Annotated in this window: 18 protein-coding genes and 1 pseudogene; 3 read left to right on the top strand and 16 right to left on the bottom strand. The window is 66.6% G+C overall.

Annotated elements, in window-relative coordinates; all coding sequences use genetic code 11:
- The first annotated feature begins 256 nt into the window (after positions 1 to 256).
- Together AZC_RS13795 and AZC_RS24445 are read left to right on the top strand one after the other, a co-directional pair.
- Entirely contained in the window at positions 257 to 3,457 is a 3,201-nt protein-coding gene (locus tag AZC_RS13795) for an efflux RND transporter permease subunit (protein ID WP_012171191.1), read from the top strand.
- Between the two features lie 241 nt (positions 3,458 to 3,698).
- A complete protein-coding gene (locus AZC_RS24445) occupies positions 3,699 to 5,798 on the top strand; it encodes a M10 family metallopeptidase (RefSeq protein ID WP_052285933.1) in 2,100 nt (699 codons plus the stop codon).
- Between the two features lie 155 nt (positions 5,799 to 5,953).
- Here AZC_RS24445 and AZC_RS13785 read toward each other — a convergent pair whose 3' ends face one another.
- From AZC_RS13785 to AZC_RS13750, 8 genes are all read right to left on the bottom strand, one after another.
- Complete coding sequence (locus AZC_RS13785) at positions 5,954 to 7,150, bottom strand: LLM class flavin-dependent oxidoreductase (RefSeq protein ID WP_012171189.1); 1,197 nt, start codon at positions 7,148 to 7,150, stop codon at positions 5,954 to 5,956.
- 82 nt (positions 7,151 to 7,232) lie between these two features.
- Positions 7,233 to 8,306, bottom strand: a complete 1,074-nt coding sequence (locus AZC_RS13780) for an aldo/keto reductase (RefSeq protein ID WP_012171188.1) — start codon at positions 8,304 to 8,306, stop codon at positions 7,233 to 7,235.
- Positions 8,307 to 8,323: 17 nt separating this feature from the next.
- Positions 8,324 to 9,274 (bottom strand): ABC transporter ATP-binding protein, encoded by a 951-nt coding sequence (locus AZC_RS13775; protein WP_012171187.1) that lies wholly within the window; start codon positions 9,272 to 9,274, stop codon positions 8,324 to 8,326.
- Positions 9,255 to 10,247, bottom strand: coding sequence for an ABC transporter ATP-binding protein (locus AZC_RS13770; RefSeq protein WP_012171186.1), 993 nt, complete (start codon positions 10,245 to 10,247; stop codon positions 9,255 to 9,257). Before AZC_RS13770 ends, AZC_RS13775 begins: the two co-directional genes overlap by 20 nt.
- A complete protein-coding gene (locus AZC_RS13765) occupies positions 10,247 to 11,257 on the bottom strand; it encodes an ABC transporter permease (protein ID WP_012171185.1) in 1,011 nt (336 codons plus the stop codon). The genes AZC_RS13770 and AZC_RS13765 overlap by 1 nt, the downstream gene beginning before the upstream one ends.
- Positions 11,257 to 12,243, bottom strand: coding sequence for an ABC transporter permease (locus AZC_RS13760; RefSeq protein ID WP_043879363.1), 987 nt, complete (start codon positions 12,241 to 12,243; stop codon positions 11,257 to 11,259). Before AZC_RS13760 ends, AZC_RS13765 begins: the two co-directional genes overlap by 1 nt.
- A gap of 23 nt (positions 12,244 to 12,266) precedes the next feature.
- Complete coding sequence (locus AZC_RS13755) at positions 12,267 to 13,883, bottom strand: ABC transporter substrate-binding protein (protein WP_012171183.1); 1,617 nt, start codon at positions 13,881 to 13,883, stop codon at positions 12,267 to 12,269.
- 58 nt (positions 13,884 to 13,941) lie between these two features.
- Entirely contained in the window at positions 13,942 to 15,132 is a 1,191-nt protein-coding gene (locus AZC_RS13750) for an acyl-CoA dehydrogenase family protein (protein WP_043879362.1), read from the bottom strand.
- Between the two features lie 331 nt (positions 15,133 to 15,463).
- Here AZC_RS13750 and AZC_RS13745 point away from each other — a divergent pair, with 331 nt between their 5' ends.
- Positions 15,464 to 16,270, top strand: a complete 807-nt coding sequence (locus AZC_RS13745) for a TetR/AcrR family transcriptional regulator (RefSeq protein ID WP_012171181.1) — start codon at positions 15,464 to 15,466, stop codon at positions 16,268 to 16,270.
- Positions 16,271 to 16,305: 35 nt separating this feature from the next.
- Here AZC_RS13745 and AZC_RS13740 read toward each other — a convergent pair whose 3' ends face one another.
- The 8 genes and pseudogenes from AZC_RS13740 to AZC_RS13705 all read right to left on the bottom strand — a co-directional run bounded on the left by AZC_RS13740 (position 16,306) and on the right by AZC_RS13705 (position 24,791).
- A complete protein-coding gene (locus tag AZC_RS13740; RefSeq protein WP_012171180.1) occupies positions 16,306 to 17,130 on the bottom strand; it encodes an IS5 family transposase in 825 nt (274 codons plus the stop codon).
- 116 nt (positions 17,131 to 17,246) lie between these two features.
- On the bottom strand, positions 17,247 to 18,881 hold the full coding sequence (locus AZC_RS13735) for an ABC transporter substrate-binding protein (protein ID WP_012171179.1): 1,635 nt from the start codon (positions 18,879 to 18,881) through the stop codon (positions 17,247 to 17,249).
- 12 nt (positions 18,882 to 18,893) lie between these two features.
- Complete coding sequence (locus AZC_RS13730; protein WP_070097007.1) at positions 18,894 to 19,916, bottom strand: ABC transporter ATP-binding protein; 1,023 nt, start codon at positions 19,914 to 19,916, stop codon at positions 18,894 to 18,896.
- A pseudogene (locus AZC_RS25090) lies at positions 19,913 to 20,928 on the bottom strand (ABC transporter ATP-binding protein). Before AZC_RS25090 ends, AZC_RS13730 begins: the two are co-directional and overlap by 4 nt.
- On the bottom strand, positions 20,928 to 21,770 hold the full coding sequence (locus AZC_RS13720; RefSeq protein WP_012171176.1) for an ABC transporter permease: 843 nt from the start codon (positions 21,768 to 21,770) through the stop codon (positions 20,928 to 20,930). Before AZC_RS13720 ends, AZC_RS25090 begins: the two are co-directional and overlap by 1 nt.
- Complete coding sequence (locus tag AZC_RS13715; protein ID WP_012171175.1) at positions 21,767 to 22,771, bottom strand: ABC transporter permease; 1,005 nt, start codon at positions 22,769 to 22,771, stop codon at positions 21,767 to 21,769. The genes AZC_RS13720 and AZC_RS13715 overlap by 4 nt, the downstream gene beginning before the upstream one ends.
- 299 nt (positions 22,772 to 23,070) lie before the next feature.
- On the bottom strand, positions 23,071 to 23,850 hold the full coding sequence (locus AZC_RS13710) for an SDR family oxidoreductase (RefSeq protein ID WP_012171174.1): 780 nt from the start codon (positions 23,848 to 23,850) through the stop codon (positions 23,071 to 23,073).
- A 5-nt stretch (positions 23,851 to 23,855) separates the two neighbouring features.
- Positions 23,856 to 24,791, bottom strand: coding sequence for a 4-hydroxy-tetrahydrodipicolinate synthase family protein (locus AZC_RS13705; RefSeq protein WP_043879359.1), 936 nt, complete (start codon positions 24,789 to 24,791; stop codon positions 23,856 to 23,858).
- Between the last annotated feature and the right edge of the window lie 106 nt (positions 24,792 to 24,897).

The raw sequence follows: 24,897 nt of genomic DNA, 5'->3' as shown, positions 1-24,897 counted from the left end.
CGGCGGGCCTTATCCGCCGGCACGGCTGAAGGTGCCGCCGACGCAGGCCGTATGGCTCCGGCCCGGCACCGTTAACAGGTTTCCCACCCCCGTCCGCAAGCGGGGATGGGAGCGGGCTGCGCCGGGCGTCAACCGCCCCCGACGCACGGCGCAGCCCTAACTTTTTATCATTTCGCCAACCCATCGCAGATCCGGCGCCGCAGCCCGCGGCGGCCGCGCGATGACGCATGTCCGCCTGCCGGCCCGGGAGGGTCCCGTGAACCTGTCCAGATTCTTCATTGATCGCCCGATCTTCGCGGGCGTGTTGTCGGTCCTGATTTTCCTCGGCGGCCTCATCAGCATGCTCGCCATGCCCATCTCGGAATATCCGGAGGTGGTGCCGCCGCAGGTGGTTGTCCGCGCCACCTATGCGGGCGCCAATCCCAAGGTGATCGCCGAGACCGTTTCGACGCCTCTGGAGGAGGCGATCAACGGCGTCGAGGGCATGCTCTACATGTCGAGCCAGGCCACAACCGACGGCCTGATGACGCTGACCGTCACCTTCAAGCTCGGCACGGATCCCGACAAGGCGCAACAGTTGGTGCAGAACCGCATCTCGCAGGCCGAACCGCGCCTGCCTGAAGAGGTGCGGCGCCTCGGCGTGACCACCGTCAAGTCCTCGCCGGACCTGACCATGGTGGTGCATCTCATTTCCCCGAATAACCGCTACGACACCACCTATCTGCGCAATTACGCCGTGCTGAACGTGAAGGACCGCCTCGCCCGCATCGACGGCGTGGGGCAGGTGCAATTGTTCGGCGCGGGCGACTATTCCATGCGCATCTGGCTCGACCCCCAGAAGGTGGCCGAGCACGGCCTCTCCGCCGCCGACATCGTGCGCGAGATCCAGGCGCAGAACGTGCAGGCGGCGGCGGGCGTGGTGGGGGCCTCGCCGGGAGCGAACGGTCTCGACCTGCAGCTCTCGGTGAATGCGCAGGGTCGCCTTGCCAGCGCCGAGGAGTTCGGCCGCATCGTGGTGAAGAGCGGCGCCAATGGCGAGATCGTGCTGCTGAAGGATGTGGCGCGCATCGAGCTTGGCGCGTCCGAATATGCGCTGCGTTCGCTGCTCAACAACACGCAGGCGGTGGCCGTTCCGGTGTTCCAGGCGCCCGGTTCCAACGCCATCCGCATCGCCGACGACGTGCGCCGGGTGATGTCCGAGATCAAGGAGAACATGCCGGAAGGCGTGGATTATTCCATCGTCTACGACACCACCCAGTTCGTGCGCGCCTCCATCGACGCCGTGGTGCATACGCTGCTGGAAGCGGTGCTGTTGGTGGTGATTGTGGTCATCGTCTTCCTCCAGACCTGGCGGGCTTCCATCATCCCGCTGCTGGCGGTGCCGGTGTCGATCGTGGGCACCTTTGCGGTGATGCACCTGTTTGGCTTCTCGGTGAATGCGCTGACCCTGTTCGGCCTCGTGCTCGCCATCGGCATCGTGGTGGATGACGCCATCGTGGTGGTCGAGAATGTGGAGCGCAACATCGAGGAGGGGCTGGAGCCGGGGGCGGCCACCTACAAGGCCATGCAGGAGGTCTCCGGACCCATCATCGCCATCGCCCTTGTGCTGGTGGCGGTGTTCGTGCCGCTCGCTTTCATCACGGGCCTCACGGGCCAGTTCTACAAGCAGTTCGCCCTCACCATCGCCATCTCGACGGTGATCTCAGCCATCAACTCGCTCACCCTGTCGCCGGCCCTGTCGGCCCTGCTGCTGAAGGGCCATGACGCGCCGAAGGATCGGCTGACGCGCATCATGGATGCCGGTCTCGGCTGGTTCTTCCGCCGCTTCAATGTCGCTTTCGTGCGCGGTGCCAATGGCTATGGCTCGGTGGTGAAGCGGGCGGTGAGCCACAAGGCGCTGATGATGGTGGTCTATGTGGTGCTGCTCGGCCTCACGGGCGTTCTGTTCCGGGCCGTGCCTCCGGGCTTCGTGCCGGGGCAGGACAAGCAGTATCTCGTGGGCTTCGCCCAACTGCCGGACGGCGCCACGCTCGACCGGACGGAAGAGGTGATCCGCAAGATGAGCGACATCGCCCTCAAGACGCCTGGCGTTGAATCCGCCATCGCCTTTCCCGGCCTTTCCATCAACGGTTTCACCAACTCGTCCAACTCGGGCATCGTCTTCGTGAGCCTGAAGCCCTTCGAGGAGCGCCGTACGCCGAACCTCTCGGGCAACGCGTTGGCGCTGGCGCTGAACCAGCAATATGCGGCCATTCCGGACGCCATGATTGCCATGTTCCCGCCCCCGCCGGTGCAGGGGCTCGGCACCATCGGCGGCTTCAAGCTGCAGATCGAGGACCGCGCGGGCCGCGGCTATGCGGCGCTCGATGAGGCGACCAAGGCCTTCCTCGCCGCCGCCATGAAGGCGCCAGAGCTGACCGGCCTGTTCTCCTCCTATCAGGTGAACGTGCCGCAGCTCTTCGCCGACATCGACCGCGTGAAGGCCCGCCAGCTGGGCGTCGCCGTGACCGATGTGTTCGAGACCATGCAGATCTATCTCGGCTCCGCCTATGTGAACGACTTCAATGCTTTCGGACGCACCTATACGGTGCGGGTGCAGGCGGACGCGCCATTCCGCGCCCGGCCCGAGGACATCGGCACGTTGAAGGTGCGCTCGCAGTGGGGCGAGATGATCCCTCTCTCGGCGCTCCTGAAGGTGCAGAGCGCGGCGGGACCCGAGCGTGCCATGCGCTACAACGGCTTCCTCTCGGCGGACGTGAACGGCGGGGCGGCGCCCGGCTTCTCCTCCGGCGAGGCGCAGGCGGCGGTGGAGCGCATCGCGCGGGAAACCCTGCCCAAGGGCTTCTCCTTCGAATGGACAGAGCTGACCTATCAGGACATCCTCGCCGGCAACTCCGCCGTCTGGGTGTTCCCGCTGGCCATCTTCCTGGTCTTCCTCGTGCTGGCCGCCCAGTATGAGAGCCTGATGCTGCCGCTCGCCATCATCCTCATCGTGCCGATGGGTCTGCTGGCCGCGCTCACCGGTGTGTGGCTCTCGGGGGGCGACAACAATGTCTTCACCCAGATCGGCCTCGTGGTGCTGGTGGGTCTCTCGGCCAAGAACGCCATCCTGATCGTGGAGTTCGCCCGCGAGCTGGAGTTCGCCGGCCGCAAGCCCGTGGCGGCCGCCATCGAGGCCAGCCGGCTGCGGCTGCGGCCGATCCTCATGACCTCGCTCGCCTTCATCATGGGCGTGGTGCCGCTGGTCACCTCCATCGGTGCCGGCGCGGAGATGCGGCAGGCCATGGGCATCGCGGTGTTCTCGGGCATGATCGGCGTGACCGTGTTCGGCATCGTGCTCACGCCTGTCTTCTACGTGCTGCTGCGGGCGCTCTCGGGCAACCGGCCGTTGACGCAGCACGGGGACGCCGCCGTGCCGCACCCGGAGGTGTCCCATACGCTCCAGCCGGGCGAATGAGGCTGTGCGCCGGCTGACGCGTTTCATCAATGGCCATTGAAATGCTCGGGGCCTTGGCGGATCAGATGAGATCCGCCAAGGCCTTGCTGCGTGGTGGTTTCTGACAATGCTGCGGCAGCTGTATTGCGGCCGCAGGCGCGGATCGGGGACCCGCCGCCAGCTTGACAGTCCACAAGGGCAGGGCATGTCTTCACCATGATCGCTTGGGGGATTGCACGCGATTTGCCGGTGGGATGTTGCGATGGCCGATACGCAGGAAAACTTCACGTCCACGATCGTCGACCAGCCGAAGGGCGGGCTCTATAGCGGCAGTATCAGCACAGTGGGGCTGGACCCCAATGTGAAGTCCGAACTGATGGATTATCGCTGGACCACGAGCTTCAACGGTTCGCAGCCCGCGACGGTCATGACCTACGCCTTCCCCACATCGGCGGCGGACTATTCCTCCATCGCCGGAGGCTATCCCGACACCCAGGAACTCGCCCAGTTCGCTCCCCTCACCCAAACCCAGATGGACGCCGTGCGCACAGCGCTCGGCCTCGTGGCGTCCTATACCAATCTGGTGTTCAGGGAGGTGACGTCCGGCCTCGCCAGTGAAGCCACGCTGCGTTTTGCTCAATTTACCGATACGGGCTCAGAATCCCGCTTTCCGGCCAATAGCGGCCCCTATGCCAGTTCCGACAGCCGCGTTGCGGGCGATACGTGGCTGGGCGGGAACGGCCAGGCGCCGGCTGCCTATTTCGGCACGGATGCTCTCAACACCATCATGCATGAGATGGGGCATGCGTTCGGCCTGAAGCACGGGCACGACGGCAGCTTCAACGGCGCCCTCGCACCGCAGTTCAATGACAACGAATTCTCTGTCATGAGCTATGCGAGCTATTTCGGCGCGAATACAGCAGGCTCCACCGAAGCCATCGCCGGCTCTTCGCCCCAAAGCTACATGATGTTCGACATCGCCGCCTTGCAGGAGCTCTACGGCGCCAATTTCAGCAAGGTCGGCACGACGGACGTCTATAAGTGGGATCCGGTCACCGGGCAGGAGACCATCAATGGCGTCCCCGCGCCCAACACGGGCGCGTCGAGCACCGGCAAGATCTTCTCCACCGTCTGGACGGCAGGTGCGACGGTCACCTATGACCTCAGCGCCTTCAATGAGGATCAGGTGGACGACCTGCGTCCCGGTCAGTGGCTGACCTTTTCCAAGGCGCAGATCGCCGATCTCAACAACGAAGCGGTGGCCGGAACGGCCCAGTACCAGGCCCAGGGCAACATCTACAACGCGCTGCTCTATCATGGCGATGCGCGCTCGCTGGTCAGCAACATCATCACCGGCAACGGCAGCGACAAGATCACCGGAAACGACGGCAACAACGTCATCAGCGCCGGGGCCGGAAACGACTGGATCAGCGGCGGCAACGGCAACGACATCATCAGCGGCGGCGCCGGTGCCGATACGATCATCTTCGGCTCCGGCCGCAACATCCTGCGCGACAAGCTCGCCGATCTGCAAGGCGACACCGTCTATGGCTTCGGCAAGACTGGCACGCTCGACATTCTGGATGCCCGCTACGATCCCGCGGCCGTCCATTCCACCAAGACGGCGGATGGCGCGATGCTGACCATCGGCAGCGTGTCGTTCGAGCTGAAGGGCGACTATGCGGGCGGTGACTTCATGTCCCCGGTGCGCAAGGTGGGTGGAACCACGCACATGGACATCAGCTTCGTCAATTATACGCCGTCGCTGTCCGAGGGCTCGCCGGTCGCGAAGGGCGCCGTCAACGGCATCGCGGACGAGGATTTCCTCATGGGCGATGGCGACGCGTCCTTCACCATGCACATGGAAAGCGCCGGCTCGGCCTATGCCAACACGCTGGGTTACTATTTCGTCGGCGACGACGGCAGGATCTCCAACGTCCATCTCGCCTATACGAATACCCTTGCGTCTGGAAACGCTCAGAAGGCCATTGCCCTTGGCACGCCGGGGCCGGATCAGCACATCGGCTTCTTCCTGGTGCAGAACGGGCACAATGTCTTCGGCGATCTGCCCGACGACCTGATGTTCGTCTCGGCCGACGGCTCGGGCGCCGCGAATGTGGATTCAGGCGCGGCGCCCATCCTCGTCAGCGCCAGCCGCGGCGTTCTGACGGGCGCCACGGTCTTCCACTCCTACGACGAACTGAATCCGGGCCATGACATCCATGTGCTCTCGGGGACGGAAACCGGCGGCGACGTCCTGGAGATCGGCTTCGAGGACCTGGCGAGCGCCATCGCCGATAACGATTTCCAGGACGTGGTGATCAGCATCCACGCCACCTATCAGGATGTCATGTTCGCCTGAGACCAACCCGTGGCGGGCCTGGCGGCGGTTTGTCGTCCGTCGCGGCGTGAGATGACAGTGGCGCCCGGGGGCGCGCTGCCATCTCAACCGTGGGTCACATGGAGTGTCCCCGACCGCGAAGGGCGAGTGGGGGCGTGATGCAATCGCCGGCCGGTTCAAAGTCGAAGGCCGGCCTCCTTGAGCAGGGGCAGGATCTCGCGGGTGAAGTGGTCGAAATCCTCGCGGAAGTCATAGAAACTCAGCTGAACGCCATCGATGCCGGCCGCTTTCAGGGCGGCGAACTGCTCCACCACCTGTTCCGGCGTGCCGATCACCTCGATATTGCCGCCGAGTCCAAGGCCCTGCTTGTTGCGGGCATCCTTGCGGCCCTGCCAGGCCAAGGCATCGCTGTCGTAATTGTTGTTCTGGAAGAACTGCACGTGGTCCGCGCCCGGCTTGTTCTCGGCGATGGCGCGGGCATGGGCCCAGCTCGCCTCCTCGGTCGAGCGGCTCACCACCACGGGATTGATGATGGTCTTCACCTCCCGGCCGAGCGCCCGGGCGCGGGCCTTGATGGTGGCGATGTGGGCCGGCAGCGTCTCCAGAGCGCTGTCGATATGCGCCCCGCCCGGAGAGGTCACGAACAGCAAGTCCGAATGGGTCGCGGCGAAGTCGATACCGGCGGGCGATCCCGTAGCGGTGACGAGGATGGGCCGGCCATAAGCGGGCTTGGGCGTGATGTAGCCATTATGCACCCGCCACGGATTGAGGCGGCCGACATGGGAATAGTTCTCCGTGTCCGTCCACAGGCGGTGCAGCACCTCGAACAACTCGGCCGTCATCTCGTAGCGCTGGTCGTGCTCGATGCGGTTCCAGCCGAACATCTCATGCTCGATGGCCCGGTGGCCGGTCACGATGTTGATGCCCCAGCGGCCCTTGGCGATATGGTCGAAGGTGGCGCCGATCTTGGCGATGTGCAGCGGATGCCAGGGGCCGTAGAGCACGTGCAGGGTGGAGACGAGCAGGATGTTCTGCGTCACCGCCGCCATGGCGCCGAGCGCCACGAAGCTGTCGAGAGAGGCCTCCCCGTCATAGCCGCCCTTGGGCAGCCACTGGGTCCGGCTGAAGGCGAGATCAAAGCCCAGCGCATCCGCCTTCTTCACCAGCTCCACGTTGTAGTCATAGGTCCAGCTGTTGGACGTGGGCACGCTGGAGATGCGGATATCCTGAAGGTTCAGGAACAGGCCGAGCATGAGCGGCTGCCGCGCCGAGCGCGAGAGGGGGCTGTCGGGAAAGTCCAGCGGCCCGCGCAGCACGGGCGCTGCCGGCGCACCGGGTGTGACCTCCGGCCTTTCGGTTAGGACGAGGCTCATGACGGCATTCCTTTAAAACGGACGGGATCGGGAAAGGGGGCCGCCGCCGGCAATTGCCCCCGGTTCATGCCGGCGGCGGCTTTCAGCCGGCCTTGGCCAGCACCACGGGCGCGCGTGCCTCGACCTTGGCGGCGGCAGGAACGCCGCCGGTCCAGGGCACGCGGCCTTCGATGGGATGGCTCGGGTCGGTGAAACCGGGCGTCGAGGGATGACCCTCGCGCACGAGGCGATCCACCAGCGCCTCATCCTCCGCGGTGAAGCGATAGTCGAGGGCGCGGACGTAGTTGTCCCAATGGGCTTCCGTGCGCGGGCCGGCGATGGGCGCGGTCACCAGTTTGTTGTTGAGCACCCACGCAAGAGCGAAATCCGCGGCAGAAATCCCTCGCGCTTCCGCATGGCGCTTGATCTCGGCGGCGACCGCCAGCGATTCCGGCCGCCATTCGGTCTCGTAGATGCGCTTGTCGTTGCGCCCGGCGCGGCTGTCGGCCTCGGGGGCGGCGTCAGGGGCGTATTTGCCGGTAAGCACGCCGCGCGCCAGCGGCGAATAGGGCACGATGCCGAGGCCGTAGTGGGCGGCGGCGGGCAGTTCCTCGGCCTCGGCTGAACGGTTGACGATGTTGTATAGCGGCTGGCTCGCCACCGGGCGGTCGATGCCGAACTCATCCGCCAGATTGGCCACTTCGGCGATGCGCCAGCCGCGGAAGTTGGACACACCGAAATAGCGCAGCTTGCCGGCGCGGATGAGATCGGCGATGGCGCGCACCGCCTCGCCCAGTGGCTGCTCGAAGGGCGAGCGGTGGAAATAGAGGATGTCGATATAGTCCGTACCGAGCCGGCGCAGGCTGTTCTCCACCGTCTCGGTGATCCACTTGCGCGAGATGCCGCCCCGGTTGGGGCCGATGCCGTGGTTGTTGGCGAACTTGGTGGCCAGCACCCAGTAATCGCGGTCTGATCGGATGGCGTTGCCCACCACCACTTCCGACTGGCCCTTCTGATAGCCGTCGGCGGTGTCGATGAAATTGAAGCCCTGATCCTTCGCCTTGGCGATGATGCGGTGGGCGGTGGGCTCGTCGGTGGGGCCGCCGAACATCATGGTGCCGAGCGCGAGCGGGGACACCTTGAGGGCACTGCGGCCGAGATAGCGATACTGGACCATGAGGTCTCCTTGAGGGATCAGTGAAGCGGGGGCACGTCCGCGTGGTGGCAGGCCACCGCATGGCCGGAGGATGCGGCGCGCAGGGCCGGCTCCTCCGCCACGCAGCGGGCGCTGGCGAGCGGGCAGCGTGGATGGAAGCGGCAGCCGGTGGGCACGTTGCGCGGGCTCGGCAGGTCGCCGCCGAGGGAGGGCGCGTGGCGCCGCCGGCCGGGCGTCGGCACCGCCTCCATCAGCGCCCGCGTGTAGGGATGCAGCGGGCGCTCCCACAGGCTCTGCCAGGAGCCGCTTTCCACGATGCGGCCGAGATACATGACCAGCACGCGGTCGGCGAAATAGCGGACCACAGACAGGTCATGGGAGATGAACAGGAAGGAGAGGCCGAGCCGCGCCTTCGTATCCGCCAGCAGGTTCAGGATCTGGGCCTGGATGGACAGATCGAGCGCCGAGACCGGCTCGTCGCAGATGATGAGACGCGGCTCCAGAATGAGCGCGCGGGCGATGCCGATGCGCTGGCGCTGGCCACCCGAGAATTCGTGCGGATAGCGCTTCAGGGCATCGCGCGGCAGGCCGACGCCGTCCAGCGCCTCCAGCACCCGCTGCCGCCGGTCTGCCCGGCTACCGATGCCGTGAACGGCGAGGGGCCCGGAGAGGATCTCCTCCACCGTATGGCGCGGATTGAGCGAGCCGAAGGGATCCTGAAACACCATCTGCACCTTGCGGCGATAGGCGCGAAGTTCCTTCTGCCCGAGCGCGCCCACGTCCACCCCGTCGAAGAGGATGCGTCCCGATGTGGGCTGCACGAGGCGCAGCAGGGTCTTGCCCAGCGTGGACTTGCCGCAGCCACTCTCGCCCACGAGGCCGACGGTCTCGCCCGGCGCGATGGCGAAGGAGACGCCGTCCACTGCCTTCAGGAGGCCGCCGCCGGCGTCGTAATGGGTCTTCAGGTCATCAACCGACAGCAGCGGCATGATCCACCTCGCGCGATGTGGTGACGGGGCAGGCGACGAGATGGCCGGCGGCGACGGGCCGGATATCCGGCGGCACGACCCGGCAGGAGGGCCGTGCCAGCGCGCAGCGGGGCGCGAAGGCGCAGCCGGCTTCGCCGGCAGCGGTGGTGATGCTGCCGGGGATCTCGGTGAGCCGGCCGGAGGTGTAGTGCAGGCCGGTCTCAAGGCGCGGCGAGGCGTGGAGCAGGCCGCGCGTATAGGGATGGAGCGGCGTGCCGAACAGCGTCTCGAAGGGCGCTTCCTCCACCTTGCGGCCGGCATACATGACCACCACCCGGTCCGCCCATTCGGCCACCACGCCGAGGTCATGGGTGATGAGGAGGAGCGCCATGTTGAGCTCGCGGCGCAGGCGGTCGAGCAGGTCCAGCACCTGCGCCTGAATGGTGACGTCCAGGGCCGTGGTCGGCTCGTCGGCGATGAGCAGCTTCGGCGAGCAGGCCACCGCGATGGCGATCATCACCCGCTGGCGCATCCCGCCCGAGAGCTGATGGGGATATTCGTCCACCCGCCTTTGGGGTTCGGGAATGCGCACCAGATCGAGCAGCTCGATGGCCCGTGCCCGCGCCGCCGCGCGGCCGAGCCCCTGATGCAGGCGCACCACCTCGATGATCTGCTGGCCCACCGTGACCACCGGATTGAGGGAGGTCATCGGCTCCTGAAAGATCATGGCGATGTCGCGCCCGCGCACCTGCCGCAGGGCGCGCGGCGGCAGGCTGGAGAGCACTTCGCCCCGGAAACGCACCTCGCCGCTGGCGATGCGGGCGCCCGCCGGCAGGAGACGCAGCAGCGCCAGCGCGGTGAGCGACTTGCCGGAGCCGCTCTCGCCCACCAGAGCCACGGTTTCGCCTTGCTCCACGGTGAGCGAGAGGCCGCGCACGGGCGTGGCGCGGGGAAAGGCGATGGAGAGATCGCGTACGTCGAGCAGCGGGGCCATCAGCGGCGCTCCCCGGACAGGCGCGGGTTCAGCGCGTCATTGAGCCCGTCGCCGATGAGGTTGAGCGAGAGCACGGTGAAGACGATGGCAAGGCCCGGCACGGCGCTGAGATACCAGGCGGTGCGCAGCATCTCGCGCCCGGCGCCGATCATGGAGCCCCAGCTCACCACGTTCGGATCGCCGAGCCCCATGAAGGAGAGCGCGCTTTCCATGAGGATGGCGGTGGCCACCGTCACCGATGCCATGACAATGACCGGCGGCAGGGCGTTGGGAAGGATCTCGCGGAAGATGATGCGCCCGTGCCCGTAGCCGAGCCCGCGCGCGGCCATGACGAAATCCTTCTCCCGCAGCGAACGGAACTGCGCCCGCACGAGACGCGCCACCGAGGGCCAGGAAACGAGGCCGATGGCAAGCGTGATGGCGGGAATGGAGGGCTGGGCGATGGCCACCAGCACGATGAGCAATATGAAGCCCGGAATGGTCTGGAAGACCTCGATGAGCTTCACCAGCACATCATCCGTCCGGCCGCCGAAATAGCCGGCGAGCGCGCCCACCAGCGTCCCCGCCAGCAGGCTGACGATGGTCGCCATCGCGCCGACGAGCAGGCTCACCCGCGCGCCATGGAACACGCCGGCTGCCACGTCACGCCCGAGGGCATCGGTGCCGAGGGGAAATTCCGGCGACTGGCCCGGCCAGATCAGAGGGCGGCCCGCCATTTCCAGCGGATCGTCCGGATAGAGGATGGGCGCGGCGAGCGCGGCGGCCAGCACGGCGAGGAGAATGAGGCTGCCCGCCACGGCGTTGGGATTGGTGAGGAAGGCGCGCAGCGCGCGGTGGCGGCCGGAGGGGGCGAGACGCTCCACGGCCTGTTCGGTGGCCCGTGCCGCATCGGGGGCGTGCACATTGGGCCAGTTGGCGAGATCGCCGGTGCCGGCGGCCGGGAGGGCGGCGGGGCCGGAGGACGGATGCTCCAGCGTGGCGGGAGCGGGGAGGGCTTGGCTCTTGGTCATCAGCGCACCTCGATCCGCGGGTCGAGCCAGGCCTGGAAGAGGTCGATCAACGCATTGACCGCGACCACCAGCAGGGACGAGAGAAGGAGGATGCCGAGCAGCACGTTGAAGTCGCGGCCCATCACCGCCTCATAGGCGAGGCGGCCGAGACCCGGCCAGCTATAGACCGTCTCCACCACCACGGCCCCGCCCATGAGGCCGCCGAGATGGATGCCGGCCATGGTGGTGACAGGCAGCAGCGCATTGCGCAGCACATGGCGAGTGGTGACGGCGAAGGGCGGCAGGCCCTTGGCCTGCGCGGTGCGCACATAATCCTGCGCCCGTACTTCCAGCATGTCGCCGCGCGTCAGGCGGGCATAGATGGCCACATAGAACAGGGCCAGCGACAGGCCCGGCAGCACCATGAAGCGCAGGCGATCAACGAACGCCTCCCAACCCGTATAGCCGGCGCCGATGCTTTCGGCCCCGCCACTGGGCAGCCAGCCGAGCTTCACGGAGAACAGCACGATCAGCATGAGGCCGATCCAGAAGCTGGGGATGGAATAGAACAGCAGCGCAAGCACCGAGAGCACGCGGTCCGGCAGGCGGCCGACGAAGCTCGCCATGAGGGCGCCCAGCGCGATGCCGATGACGAGCGCGAGGCCGAGCGCCAGCGCCATGAGCGCCAGCGTGTTGGGCAGCCGCTGGCCGATGAGGGCTGCCACCGGCATGTTGTAGCGCGGGGAGTCTCCGAGGCTGAAATGGGCGAGCGTCCAGAGATAATCCGCCAGTTGCTGCAGCACCGGCAGATCGAGCCCGAAGCGGTTGCGCAGGGCGGCAAGCGTCTCGGCGGTGGCCGAGCCCGCTTCCCCCGCCATCACTTCGGCTGCGTCGCCGGGGGCGAGGCGCAGCAGGAAGAAATTCAGGATCACGATGATGAGGACCGTCGGCACGGCCTGGAGGGCGGTGCGACGGAGCGCCTTTGCGACGCGCAGCGGTCCGGGCATGGATGTGTCTCCTGAAAGCCGGATCACTTCTCGAAATAAACGTCGGCGAAGCTGGCGTTCACGCCCGTCACGCCCAGCGTGTGGTTCTTCACCTTCTTGTTGAAGAGGGTGACGCCCGCCGGCGAGATGAGGTTCACGGCCGCCACGTCGTCATGGGTCACCTGCTGGAACTTGCGCCAGATGGCGATGCGCTTCTCCTCGTCCGCCTCCACAGCGGCGGCTTCCAGCAAGGCATCCACCTCCGGATTGTCGTAATGGGAGGCGTTGGAGAAGGGCAGGCCGATCTTGAAGTTCTTGGACCAGTAGACGCGCTGCACGCCGGGCGTCGGGTCGAACGTGGTGGAGAGGGATTCCAGCGTCAGGTCGAAGTCGCGGACCGTGTAGGCCTTCTGGAGATAGGTGGAGAAATCGAAGAACTGGAAATCCACCGGAATGCCGATGCGCGCCAGCGCCTGCTTCACGAAATCCCCGGAGGCCTGGGAGTTGTACGGATTGGCATAGAGGCGCAGCGGAAAGCGCGTGCCATCGGCCTTGCGCGGATAGCCGGCCTCGTCCAGCAGCTTGTTGGCGGCAGACAGATCGAAGCCATAGGTCTTGATGTTCGGGTCGATGAACTTCTTCACATCGACGCCGAGCGGCGAGGGCGCGATGGTGCCGTAGCCGAAATACACGACGTCCAGCAGTTTCTTGTGGTCGATGGCCTTGGCGATGGCGAGGCGCACCTTCTTGTCCTTCAGCACCGGCGTATCGAAGTTGAAGAAGAGCTGGGTCATGTTGCCGTTGTATTCATAGCCCCGGGTGTCCGAGCCGATGTTCGGCAGGGCCTGAATGCGGGCGAGATCGGAACGCGGCACCGGCGGCCCGCCGCCGAGATCCAGTTCGCCGGTCTCGAAGGCGGCCGAACGGGCGCTCTGGTCGGCGATGAAGCGGACCACGACGCGGTCGAGATAAGGCTTGCCGGGGTCCCAATAATTGGGGTTGCGGTCGAGGATGATGTGGCTGCCCTTCACCCATTCACGGAACACGAACGGCCCGGTGCCCACGGGGGCGCTGGCGTTCTTGTTGGTCAGCGGATCGGTGCCCTCATAGAGGTGCTTGGGCACGATGGGGGATTCGGAGGCATCGAGCGCCACCAAGAGATAGGGCGCCGGCTTCGACAGGCGGATGATGGCGGTGAGCGGATCGGGCGTCTCCACCACGGTGACAGACGAGAAGGTGGCGCGCCCGCGCGGGTGGTTTTCCTTGAGCAGCTTGATGGAATAGGCGACGTCGGCGGAGGTGAAATCCTTGCCGTCATGCCATTTCACGTTGGGACGCAGCTTGAAGACATAGGTGAGGCCGTCCGGGCTCTCGCTCCACTCGGTTGCGAGCTGGGGTTTCGGCTCATAGTCGAAGCCATATTGCAGCAGGCCCTCCGTCACCTTGGGCGAGACGCGGGTGGAGGGGCCGGCGGTGTGGGCGATGGTGACGAGCGTCGTCGGTTCCTGCTCCACGAGAAAACGCAGCACCCCGCCGCGCACCGGCGTGCCGCCTGCATCCGCGCCGGCCGCGAACGCGGCACGGCCAGCGAGGGGTGCGAGGCCAAGGGAAGCGGCAAGGCCGAGGGAGAAAGAACGGCGGTCGACAAAGGGACCCGACATGGCGGTGAATGTCCTCGGATAAGGCTGGGGGAGAGCGGAGCGGGGCCGAAACTGCGGCCTATTGGAACGTGCTGGGGGCCGGCGGTTCGCCGGTGAGCACCCAGGCGCCCACGTTGCGGGTCTTGTATTCGGCGGGGTTGTGCAGCGTGTGGGTGCGCACGTTGCGCCAGAAGCGGTCGAACCCGTGAGCGGTGGTGGCTGAGCGCGCGCCCATCACCTCGAAGATCTGGCTCGTGACTTCCAGCGCCACATTGCCGGCATAGACGTTGGCGGCGGCGATCTTCACGGCGGCGGCGCCGCGCTCTTCCTCTGTCAGATCGCGGCCGCGCGCCCACACCGCATCGAGCGCCTCGGCGGCTTCATCGGCGAGGGCGGTCGCCGCCTTGGTCTTGATGTAGAGATCCCCATAGACCCGCTTCACCCACGGATCGTCGATGTGGCGCTCGACGCCGGAATGCAGCCAGGGGCGGGAACTCTCGCGCGTATAGTCGCGCGCCGCGATGAGGGCGCCCTGCGCGCTGCCGACGAAGACGTTGAGCAGCACGCTCTGCTGCTGGAAGGGCGTCAGCGTTTGGAAGGGCTTGGCCTCATTGGCGCGAAAATCGAAGATCTCGTCCGACCGGATGCGCACGTTCGTATAAGTGACGCGCCCGCTGCCGGTCTGGCGCTGGCCGATGCCGTTCCAGTCATTCTCGATGGTCAGCCCCTCCCTGTTTGAGGGGATGGCGGCGAAGTGCCGTTCGTTGGTGGCCTCGTCCTCGAAGGCCACCTGAATGTAATCGGCCACATGGGAGCCGGAGGTGAAGGGACGATAGCCGTCGAGGATCCAGTCCGCCCCATCCCGCCGCCCGAACAGGCTGCGGGAGAAGCTGTTGGCCGTATTGCCCCAGAACCAGTTGCCTGCGGCCGAGCGGCGATAGAAATCGGCCGCCTGCTCCGGCGTGCCGCGCACATAGGCGGCGTGCACGGAGTTGAAGTGGTAGGCATAGATGTGGCCCAGCGAGCCATCCACCTTGGCGAATTCCCGGGCGATCTTCAGCGCCGTGGACCAGGGCTCGCCGGCGCCGCCATATTCCTTCGGAATCAGCGCGTTCAGCAGGCCGCTCTCCTTCAGCAGGCGAATCTGCGCCTCCGGCCGCCCGCCCTCCTGATCGCGCTCCACCGCATCGCGCGCGAAGATCTCGCGCAGCGCGATGGCCTTGGCGAGGTGAGGGTTTGCGGCATCGAGGGCGAACAGAGGGTGAGGCATGGCGAACGCTTCCTTGGCCCTGGCGATCACGAGCGGATCGGCGCGGGAGAGGGAGTTTGCCAGTCTCTAAGATTTAATCAATCAAATTTATCGAATTAATGTGCTGGCTCGCCTGAACCTCGCATGTACGACATGTCCAGCAGGACGCTGCAGGCCTTTTTCACCCGGCATCTTGCCTGACTGCGCTCCGCAATCACCTCACGCGGGGGTGGGGAAGCCGCACAGCCGCTGGGCGCTATGGGCGAGGCGGCCGCGGAGGAAGCCGTGTCGGTTGCCCCAACCGGATGATCCTGCTTAAGTCCTTGCGAGCGAGGGCATCAGCGAGGAAGGGATGAGCGCGTCCGATCCGGCGGAGCAGAAGAGCGAGGTCGCCCGGCCGCGCCTGCAGAAGCCACGTCGCGCTGCCGCCGCTCCACGCGAGGAACGCGACGGGGAACCGAGGCTGCGCATTCTCGCCGCCGCCGAAGCCGTGTTCGCCACGCGCGGATTCGATGCCGCCACCCTGCGCGAGATCACAGAAGCCGCGGGCGTGAACATCGCCGCAGTGAACTATTATTTCAGCTCCAAGGACGAGCTCGTCAGGCAGGTCCTCGACCGGCGCATGACCCCCTATACCGCCGCCCGCGCGGCCGCGCTCGAGGCGCTGGTCGCGGCGGCTGGCGGGAAGGCGCTGAAGATCGCCGAGATCATCGAGGTGATGGTCCGGCCCATCGTCGAACTGAGCCGCGATGACAATGGCGGACGCTCGCTCATCCGCTTGCTGTTGCAGGTCCGCGCGCGACCGAGCGAGGACACGATCCGCGTCTTCGTGGACCGGGTGGACCCGCTGGTGCACCGCTTTGTCCGGGTCATTCAGGATGCCGCCCCGCATCTGTCGCGGGCGGACATCTACTGGCGCTACAATTTCTCCATCGGCGCGGTGATGCAGGTGCTGACCGACGCCGACCCCACCTCCCTGCGTCTCAAGCGCCAGTCGGGCGGCCTGTGCGACACGCAGGACGATGAAGCCATCGTCCGCGAGCTGGTGGCCTTCATCGCGGCTGGCTTCGCTGGGCCCGGCATGCCGGCGGTTCAGAGCCTTACGGCGGCCGCGAGGAGTGATGCGGCGGCGCCGCGCCGGGCACGGGTCCGCAGTTAGATTTTCCCGCGGCCTCTTAGAGCCCGTTTGGAAATTCACGGATGGGCATTTCTTCGGGCAAGATTTCCGCCCATCGCGACGAGGATCATCGCCGTTGAGACGTCGATGCGGCGCTCATAGTCGCGCACGAGGCGGCGCCATCGGGTCATCCAGCCGAAGGTGCGCTCGACGACCCAGCGTCGCGGCAGGACTTCGAAGCCCTGCACGCCATCGCGGCGGCGGATGATCTCGACCACGAAGTCGAGATAGGTGGCCTTGTCCATGAGCTTGAGCCGGTCGTAGGCGGCGTCGGCGAAGAGATGCTTCACCCACGGCCAGCGCCTGCGGATCGCATCGAGGATCATCTGTGCGCCGGCACTGTCGGAGATGTCCGCGGTCGTCAGATGGACCATCAGGAGCCGCCCGTCGGTGTCGACCGCGATGTGGCGCTTGCGCCCGACGATCTTCTTGCCGGCATCGTAGCCCCTGGCTTCGGCTTGCGGCGCCTTGATCGTCTGACTGTCGATCACCGCCCCCGTCGGGCTCGCCTCACGCCCGGCCCGCTCGCGATCGAGCATCAGTTCGACATCGTGGATGGTCTGGAACAGAAAGCGGCGCGCCAGTTCGCGGAACCAGCCGTAGACGGTGCGCCAGTGTCCGAAATGGATCGGCAGCATCCGCCAGCCGCCGCCTGAACGCACCAGATAGCGCACCGCATTGATGACTTCCCGGAACTCCACCTCGCGGGGGCGCCCCCGGCGCCCAGGAGCCGGCATCAACGGCGCCATCCGCTCCCATTCCTCATCCGTCAGGTCCGACGGATAGCGTTTCGTCTTCCGGGCGATCCTGGCCATCCGGTCCCGCTGCTCTGCTGTCCACATCCAGAGCTTGAATCATAAGCACGGACAAACAGGAATCCCCGGATCACGAATTTCCAAACGGGCTCTTAGGCAGCCAGACGGGATACGCGCTGGCGCATCCCGTCCGGGAAACGTCCTCAGGCTGAGAGCCAGACGTTCTCGAAGCTGCCGCGGATGCCCTCCGGCATGTCCATGACGCCATGCACGCGCTTGCTGATGATCGCGGTGTAATCGAGATCGAGCAGCGGCAGCACGGGGAGGTCGGTCATGGCGAGGCGCTGGAAGTCGTGGAACAGCGCCTTGCGCTTGGCCGGATCCATCTCCGTGGAGGCGCTTTCGAGAATCTTGTCCATCTCCGGGCTGGAATAGCCGCTGGCGATCACGAAGGGCGAGCCCGGCTTGGCCGCCTTCGACCAGTAGAAGCGCTGGAGGCCCATGGAGGGGTCGAAGATGGGTGCGTAGAGGAAAACGTTCAGGTCGTAATCATAGTCGCCATAGATCGTCTTGAGGTAAGTCGGCAGGTCGGAGGAGCGGATGGTGATGTCGATGCCCACCCGCTGGAGCGACTGCTTGATGAATTCCGCCGCCCGCAGGTTGGCTTCGCCGAGCGGCAGCCAGTCGAGGCGCAGTTTGAAGCGCATCTTGTCCGCGCCGCGCGGATAGCCGGCGGCATCGAGCAGGGCTTCTGCCTTCTTGACGTCGAAGGGATAGGCGGGCGGATTGGCGAGCCTGAGGTCGCCGGCCTGATAGGGGATCGGGCTCGTGGCGGGACGGCCGCTCTGATACCAGACCGCGCGGGCCATGGCCTCGCGGTTGACCGCCTGAAGGATGGCCTGGCGCACCTCCACCTTGGCGAGGATGGGGTTGCGCAGGTTCACCTCGATGGCCTGCGCGTGCTGGAGAAGCTCCTCACCGCGTGTCTCGACGTCGAACTTCGGATTGGCACGGAAGCGCGCCAACTCGCTGTAGGGCACGGGATTGGGGCCGGCGAGCAGGATCTCTCCCGTCTCCAGCGCTGCTGCGCGGGCACCGGCATCGTTGATGATGCGCATCACGATGCGGTCGAGATAGGGCCGCTCCTGCGCCCAATAGCCGTCGAAGCGCTCCAGGATGATGTGGCTGCCGCGCTTCCATTCCACGAATTTGAACGGGCCGGTGCCGATGGGCGCGTTGTTGGCCGGGTTCCGCAGCGGGTCCCCATTCTCATAGATGTGCTTGGGCAGGATGGGGCTTTCCATGCCCGACAGCGCGTTCATGACCACCGGCGAGGGCTTGGAGAAGCGCAGGATGGCGGTGTGGGCGTCCGGCGTGTCCACGGCGGTGAGGTTGGCGAAGGTGCCACGCCCGCGCGGATGGTTCGGCTTCAGCAGGTTGAGGAAGGAAAAGGCGACGTCGGCGGAGGTGAAGTCCGTCCCGTCATGCCACTTCACGCCCTGGCGGAGCGTGAACTTGATGGACAGACCGTCGGCGGACGGCTCCCACGCGGTGGCAAGGCGCGGGCGGGGCAGGAAGTCGTAGCCATAGGCCACGAGCCCCTCGGTCATCTTGGCGGAGGAGAGCACCACCTGATCGGAAGACGTGAAGGCGCACACCAGCGCGGTCGGGTCCGGCCACACGGCCATGGTGAGCGTGCCGCCCTTCTGCCCGGTCTCGGCGGCAAAGGCCTTGCCGTTCTGGCCGATGAACAAAGTTGCGGCGGCAGCGCCCGCGCCGCCAAGGAACAGGCGGCGGGAGATGGGACCGAAGGGCAGGCGATCAAGCTCTGAGGTCATGACGGGTCTCGTTCAGACGGGCGCAGGCGCCGTGATGGGTTCAAGGGAGAGAATCTCGGACGGGGAACGGGCCTCGCCTGCACCGGTCACCTCTACGCGGTGGCAGGCCACCTGACGGCCATCGGGGAGGGCGCGAAGCGCGGGCGCCTCGGCGGTGCAGCGGTTTTCCACGAACGGGCAGCGGGTGTGGAAGCGGCAGCCCGAGGGCGGGTTGGTGGGGCTCGGCATGTCGCCGGTGATGCGCACGCGCGGCCGGTGGGCGCCGGCGGGGTCTGGCGCCGGATGGGCGGCGAGAAGGCCCGCCGTATAGGGATGGAGCGGCTGCTTCCACACCCGCGCCCGGTCCGCCACCTCGACGATCTTGCCCAGATACATCACCAGGATGCGGTCGGCGATGTAATGCACCACCGCCAGATCGTGGGAGATGAACAGATAGGAGAGCCCCATCTCCTTCTGGAGGCGCACCATCAGGTTGATGACCTGCGCCTGCACCGACACATCGAGCGCGGAGACCGGCTCGTCGGCAACGATGAGCGCGGGATTAAGGGCGAGCGCGCGAGCGATGCCGATGCGCTGGCGCTGGCCGCCGGAGAATTCGTGCGGGAAGCGTCCGCCCGCATCCACCGGCAGGCCCACGCGCGCCATCAGCTCCTGCACCTTGGCCCGCCGGTCCTGCGCGGTCCCGATGCCGTGCACCTGCAGCGGTTCCGCGATGATGTCCGCCACGCGCTTGCGCGGATTGAGCGAGGCGTAGGGGTCCTGAAACACCATCTGCATGCGCCGCCGCAGCGGGCGCAGCTGCGCATAGGGCAGACCCGAGATCACCTCGCCATCGAGCCGCACCGTGCCGGAGGTGGCCGGGGCGAGGCCCATGAGGGTGCGGCCGAGCGTGGACTTGCCGCAGCCGGATTCGCCCACGAGGCCGACCGTCTCGCCAGCAGCGATGGAGAAGCTGACGCCATCCACGGCGCGCACGTCGCCATGGTGCTTCATGAGGTTCTGGACGTCGAGGAGGGGCGTGCCGTGGCTGCTCATGGGATGGCCTCCTCGGCGCGGAAACAGGCGACAGCGGTGCCGCCCAGCACCCGCAGGGCGGGCCGGGCCTCCTCGCAGGCCGCTGCGATGATCGGGCAGCGCGGGCCGAAGGCGCAGCCGCGCGGCAGGGCCGACAGGGCGGGAACGATGCCGGGGATTCCATCAGCGGCACCCGCGCGCCTTCCCCCTCCGCCTCGGGGTTGGGCAAGGCCCGCAGCAGGCCGCGCGTATAGGGATGGCGCGGCGCGCGGAACAGCTCCGCCACCGGGGCCTCCTCCACCTTGCGGCCGGCATACATGACGAGCACCCGGTGCGCATTCTCCGCCACCACGCCGAGATTGTGGGTGATGAGGATGATGGCGAGGCCGAGCTCCGCCTGCAATGTGCGCAGCAGGTCGAGGATCTGCGCCTGCACTGTGGCATCGAGGGCCGTGGTCGGCTCGTCGGCGATCAGCAACTTGGGATCGCAGGCGAGCGCCATGGCGATCATCACCCGCTGGCGCATGCCGCCCGAGAGGTGATGGGGCAGGTTGTCCAGCACCCGCTCGGGATCGGGAATGCGCACCTTGCGCAGCAGCTCGGCCGCATGGGCCCGGCGACCGGCCCGGTCGAGGTCCCGGTGCTCCTCGAACACCTCCTCCAACTGCCGGCCAATGCGCATGACCGGATTCAGCGAGGTCATGGGCTCCTGGAAGATCATGGCAATGTCCGCCCCGCGCAGCCGGCGCATCTCGCGCTCGGGCAGGGCGAGGAGGTCGCGTCCGTCCAGCAAGGCGGTGCCGCCGCCGTTGCGCGCGACGCCATCGGGCAGGAGGCGCATCAGCGAAAGGGCGGTCATGGACTTGCCCGAACCGCTTTCGCCCACGATGGCGAGCGTTTCGCCCGCATGGACGGTGAGGTCGAGAGCATCCACGACCGTCACCTCGCCGGCGCGGGAGAGGAGGCGGGTGGTGAGGCCGCGCACCTCCAGAACGGGGCGGGCGGCGGGGGAGGGGGAAGGCGCGCCGGACATCAGCGCAGCTTCAGCTTGGGGTTCAGGGCGTCGTTCAGCCCCTCGCCCACGAGATTGAGGGCCAGCACCACGAGGATGATGGCAAGGCCGGGCTCAGCCACCAGATACCAGGCCGAGCGCAGGCTTTCGCGCCCGGCACCGATCATGGCCCCCCAGGTGACCACGTTGGGATCGCCAAGGCCGAGGAAGGACAGGCCCGCCTCGGTGAGAATGGCGGTGGCCACCATGATGGAGGCGGTGACGATGATGGGCGTGAGGCAGTTGGGCAGGATCTGCCCGAAGATGATGGACCGCTCGCTCATGCCGATGGCGTAGCAGGACTGCACGAACTCCCGCTCGCGCAGGCTCATCACCTCCGCCCGCACCAGCCGCGCCACCGGCGGCCATGAGACCAGCGCCAGCGCGATGATGATCGAGGAGAGCGCCGGCCCCACGATGGCCACCAGAACCACCGCCAGGATGAACTGCGGCATGGTCTGGAACATCTCGGTGATGCGCATGAGGGTGTCGTTCACCCAGCCGCCGTAATAGCCGGACAGCGCGCCCACCGTGATGCCGATGGCGAGCGCCACAAGGGTGGAAATCCCGCCGATCATGAGGGCGCTACGGGCACCGTGCATGAGACCTGCGGCGATGTCGCGGCCGAGGGGGTCGCTGCCGAGCGGATAGGCCATGTCCTCGCCGGGCCACAGCAGCGGCGGGGCCACCATGTCGGCCGGGTCTTCCGGATAGAGCACCGGCGCAAGCAGCGCGGCGGCGACGATGCCGAGGAAGATGACGAGGCCGAGCACGGCCGTGCGCTTGCGGCGGAACAGGCGCCAGAAATCGAGAAGCCGGTTCATCGCGCCTTGATCCTCGGGTCCAGCCAGGAATAGGCGAGATCCACCAGCATGTTGATGAAGATCACCAGAGCCGAGCTCATAAGCAGGATGCCGATGAGCAGCGCATAGTCGCGCTGGAACACGGCGTCATAGGTGAGGCGGCCGATGCCCGGCCAGTTGAATACTGTCTCCACCACCACCGCGCCGCCCAGCAGGGAGGCCATCTGCATCCCCAACATGGTGACGATGGGCAGCAGCGCGTTGCGCACCACGTGGCGGATCGTCACCTTGGCGGCGCCAAGGCCCTTGGCGCGTGCCGTGCGGATGTAGTCGAGCCCCATCACCTCCAGCATCGAGGCGCGCATGAGGCGCGTGTAGATGGCGAAGTAGAAGAGCGAGAGCGTGAGGGCGGGCAGCACGAGGTGTCGGCCGATGTCGACCGCGCGGGCGAGGGGCCCCACGTCCTGTCGCGCCACATCCATGAAGCCGCCCGAGGGCAGCACACCCAACGTGACGGAGAAGAGGATGATGAGCATGAGCCCGATCCAGAAGATGGGCATAGCGTAGGCGAGCAAGGCGACGAGCGAGATCAGATCATCAAGGAGGGTGTTGCGGCGGATCGCGGCGATGGCGCCGAACAATACGCCCATGGCCACCGAAGCGACGATGCTGACGCTCATCAGGAGCAGGGTGGGCCCGAGGCGCTGGAGGATGAGATCGCGCACCGGGCTGTTGTTACGGATCGAATATCCGAGATCCAGTTGCAGGATCTGCGTGCCATAACGCAGCAACTGGACCGGGAGAGGCTGGTCGAGCCCGTATTTGGCACGGAGTTCGGCCATGTACGCGGCATCGCCCGTTCCGGCTTCGCCGGCCATGACGTCGACGGCATCTCCAGGGGCGAGATGCAGGATGACGAAGCTGAAGATGACGATGCCCAAGAGAACGGGCACGGCCTGCAGCAGGCGGCGGGCGAAGAAGCGCGCCAGTCCGTTCGGTTGTGCGCGGGTGGCTGTGGCCATGCCGTTGGCTCCGCTCCGGTTGCTCGCTGCGATCCGAAATCCTCCGGCGGAGGCATCCCGGGCGCTTCCTGCGGCCGTGCGGCAGGGGTATGGCCCCGGCGTTCAGCCTGCTATTGTGCGGCGGCGCATTTCACGTCCGCCATTTGTTGAATAATTCAATCTTCTAACTCAACATGGGCAAAACCGCGGGTGGATTGCAAGCGCTTTTGCAAACAGGCGTTTGAAATCCACGGTCCGGGACGTCACAGGTCGGTGCCGGGGTGGGTCGCACGGCCAGCGCGCGGCTGGCCGTGGAAACCTCAGTACGTGCCGGGATATTGCCCGCCATCGATCAGGATGCTCTGGCCGGTAATGAAGCCGGCCTGTGCCGAGCAGAGGAAGCCGGCAAGCGCCCCGACTTCGGACGGCTCGCCATAGCGGCCCGCCGGATTCTGGCCCGCGCGTTCCGCCCAGATGTCATCGAACGGACGCCCTGTCATCTCGACGAGGCTGTGGACATGATGACGCTGTGCATCCGAGGCGATGATGCCGGGCAGGATATTGTTGATGGTGACGTTGTGCTTCACCGTCTGCCGCGACAGGCCGGCGACGAAGCCCACGAGCCCGGAGCGGGCGCCGTTGGAGAGCGCCATTTCCAGTTGCGGCGTCTTCACGCTGCGCGAGACGATATTGACCACCCGGCCGAAGCCGCGCGCGATCATCCCATCCACCGTGAGGCGCATCATCTCGATGGGCGAGAGCATCATGCGGTCGAGGGCGCGGATCCAGTCGGCGCGGGAATAATCCCGATAGTCGCCGGGGGGCTCGCCATCGCCATTGTTGATGAGGATGTCCGGCTCGGGGCAGGCGGCCAGCGCCGCTTGCCGGCCCTCGTCGGTCATCAGGTCGGCCACCACGAAATCGACCGGGGCGCCGCTGGCGGCGGAGAGCTCCGCCGCCGCCAGTTCCAGCGTCGCCCGCGTGCGGGCGGCGATGGTGACTTTTGCGCCGTCACGGGCGAGGACTTCGGCGACGGCGCGGCCCATGCCGCGACTGCCGCCGCTGACCAGCGCCCGCCGGCCGGAGATGCCGAGATCCATGGCGCTCAGGCCGCGACGGCGGAGAGCGGCGCGATCTTGAAGCCGTACTTGCGGTCCAGCTCCAGTTCCTGAACGATGCGCACGCCCTTGGCCAGCGCCTCGCCCTCAAGGCCGCGCAGCGGCTTGCGCAACTCGCCCACCGGCAGGCCGACGGCCTTCATGAGCGACTTCACCGCCACCGGATTGATGGCCGAATAGGTGTAGTGGAGCATGGGCAGCAGGCCGAGATAGGCCTCCTTGAACGCCGCCGCGCCCTCATCGCCGTTCCACGGGCGGGAAATGGCGACGAGTTCGGCCGGAGCGATGTTGCCGGTCATGTTGGCCGTGCCATGGCCGCCGAGGCTCATGGTGGGCACCACAAGGCCGAGGTTCGGGCTGTCGCAGCACATCACCGAGACGTCCGGACGGGCGGCGAGCACCTGCGCCACCTGGCCGACGCGGGTGGTGGATTCCTTATGGATCACATAGTTCGGGTGCTTGAAGATGCGCAGCAGGTTGTCCCAGTGCAGGTCGCTCTTCACGCGGGGCGGGTTGTTATAGATGCCGAGCGGCAGGTCGGTGGCATCCGCCACGTCGAGGAAATAGCCCTCGATGTCCGCTTCCGGTGCGCAGATATAAGCGGGGGCCGCGAGAATGGCGCCGTCCGCGCCATTGTCCTTGGCGAAGCGCACGTTCTCGATGGTGGTTTCGGTGTTGTTGCCGGTGCAGCCGTAGAAGAGGGGCATCTTCGCCGTCTTCATCTTGGCGGTCTCGACGATGACCTTCTTCTTCTCCTCAGCCGAGAGCATCGAGGTCTCGCCCGTGGAGCCCATGATGAGGATCGCGGCGGTGCCGTTGTCTTCCTGGAACTTCAGAAGCTCGCGGAAGGCGACGAAATCCACCGAGCCGTCCTTGTTGAAGGGCGTCACGATCGCGACGAAGGAACCGGTGATCTTCTGCATGGGTGGCCTCGTGCCTCTGCGGGCCTGCTGCCCGCCTGCGCTTCGGGAAGAAATGGGCCGTCGAGCAAGCAGACGGAGCCGTGAATTCAGCTCTGTGCTGCTGCTT

Source organism: Azorhizobium caulinodans ORS 571 (genome assembly GCF_000010525.1).
Taxonomy (GTDB): domain Bacteria; phylum Pseudomonadota; class Alphaproteobacteria; order Rhizobiales; family Xanthobacteraceae; genus Azorhizobium; species Azorhizobium caulinodans.
The sequence above is the reverse complement of the archived record's forward strand: the minus strand, read 5'-3'. Positions and strand labels throughout refer to the sequence as shown.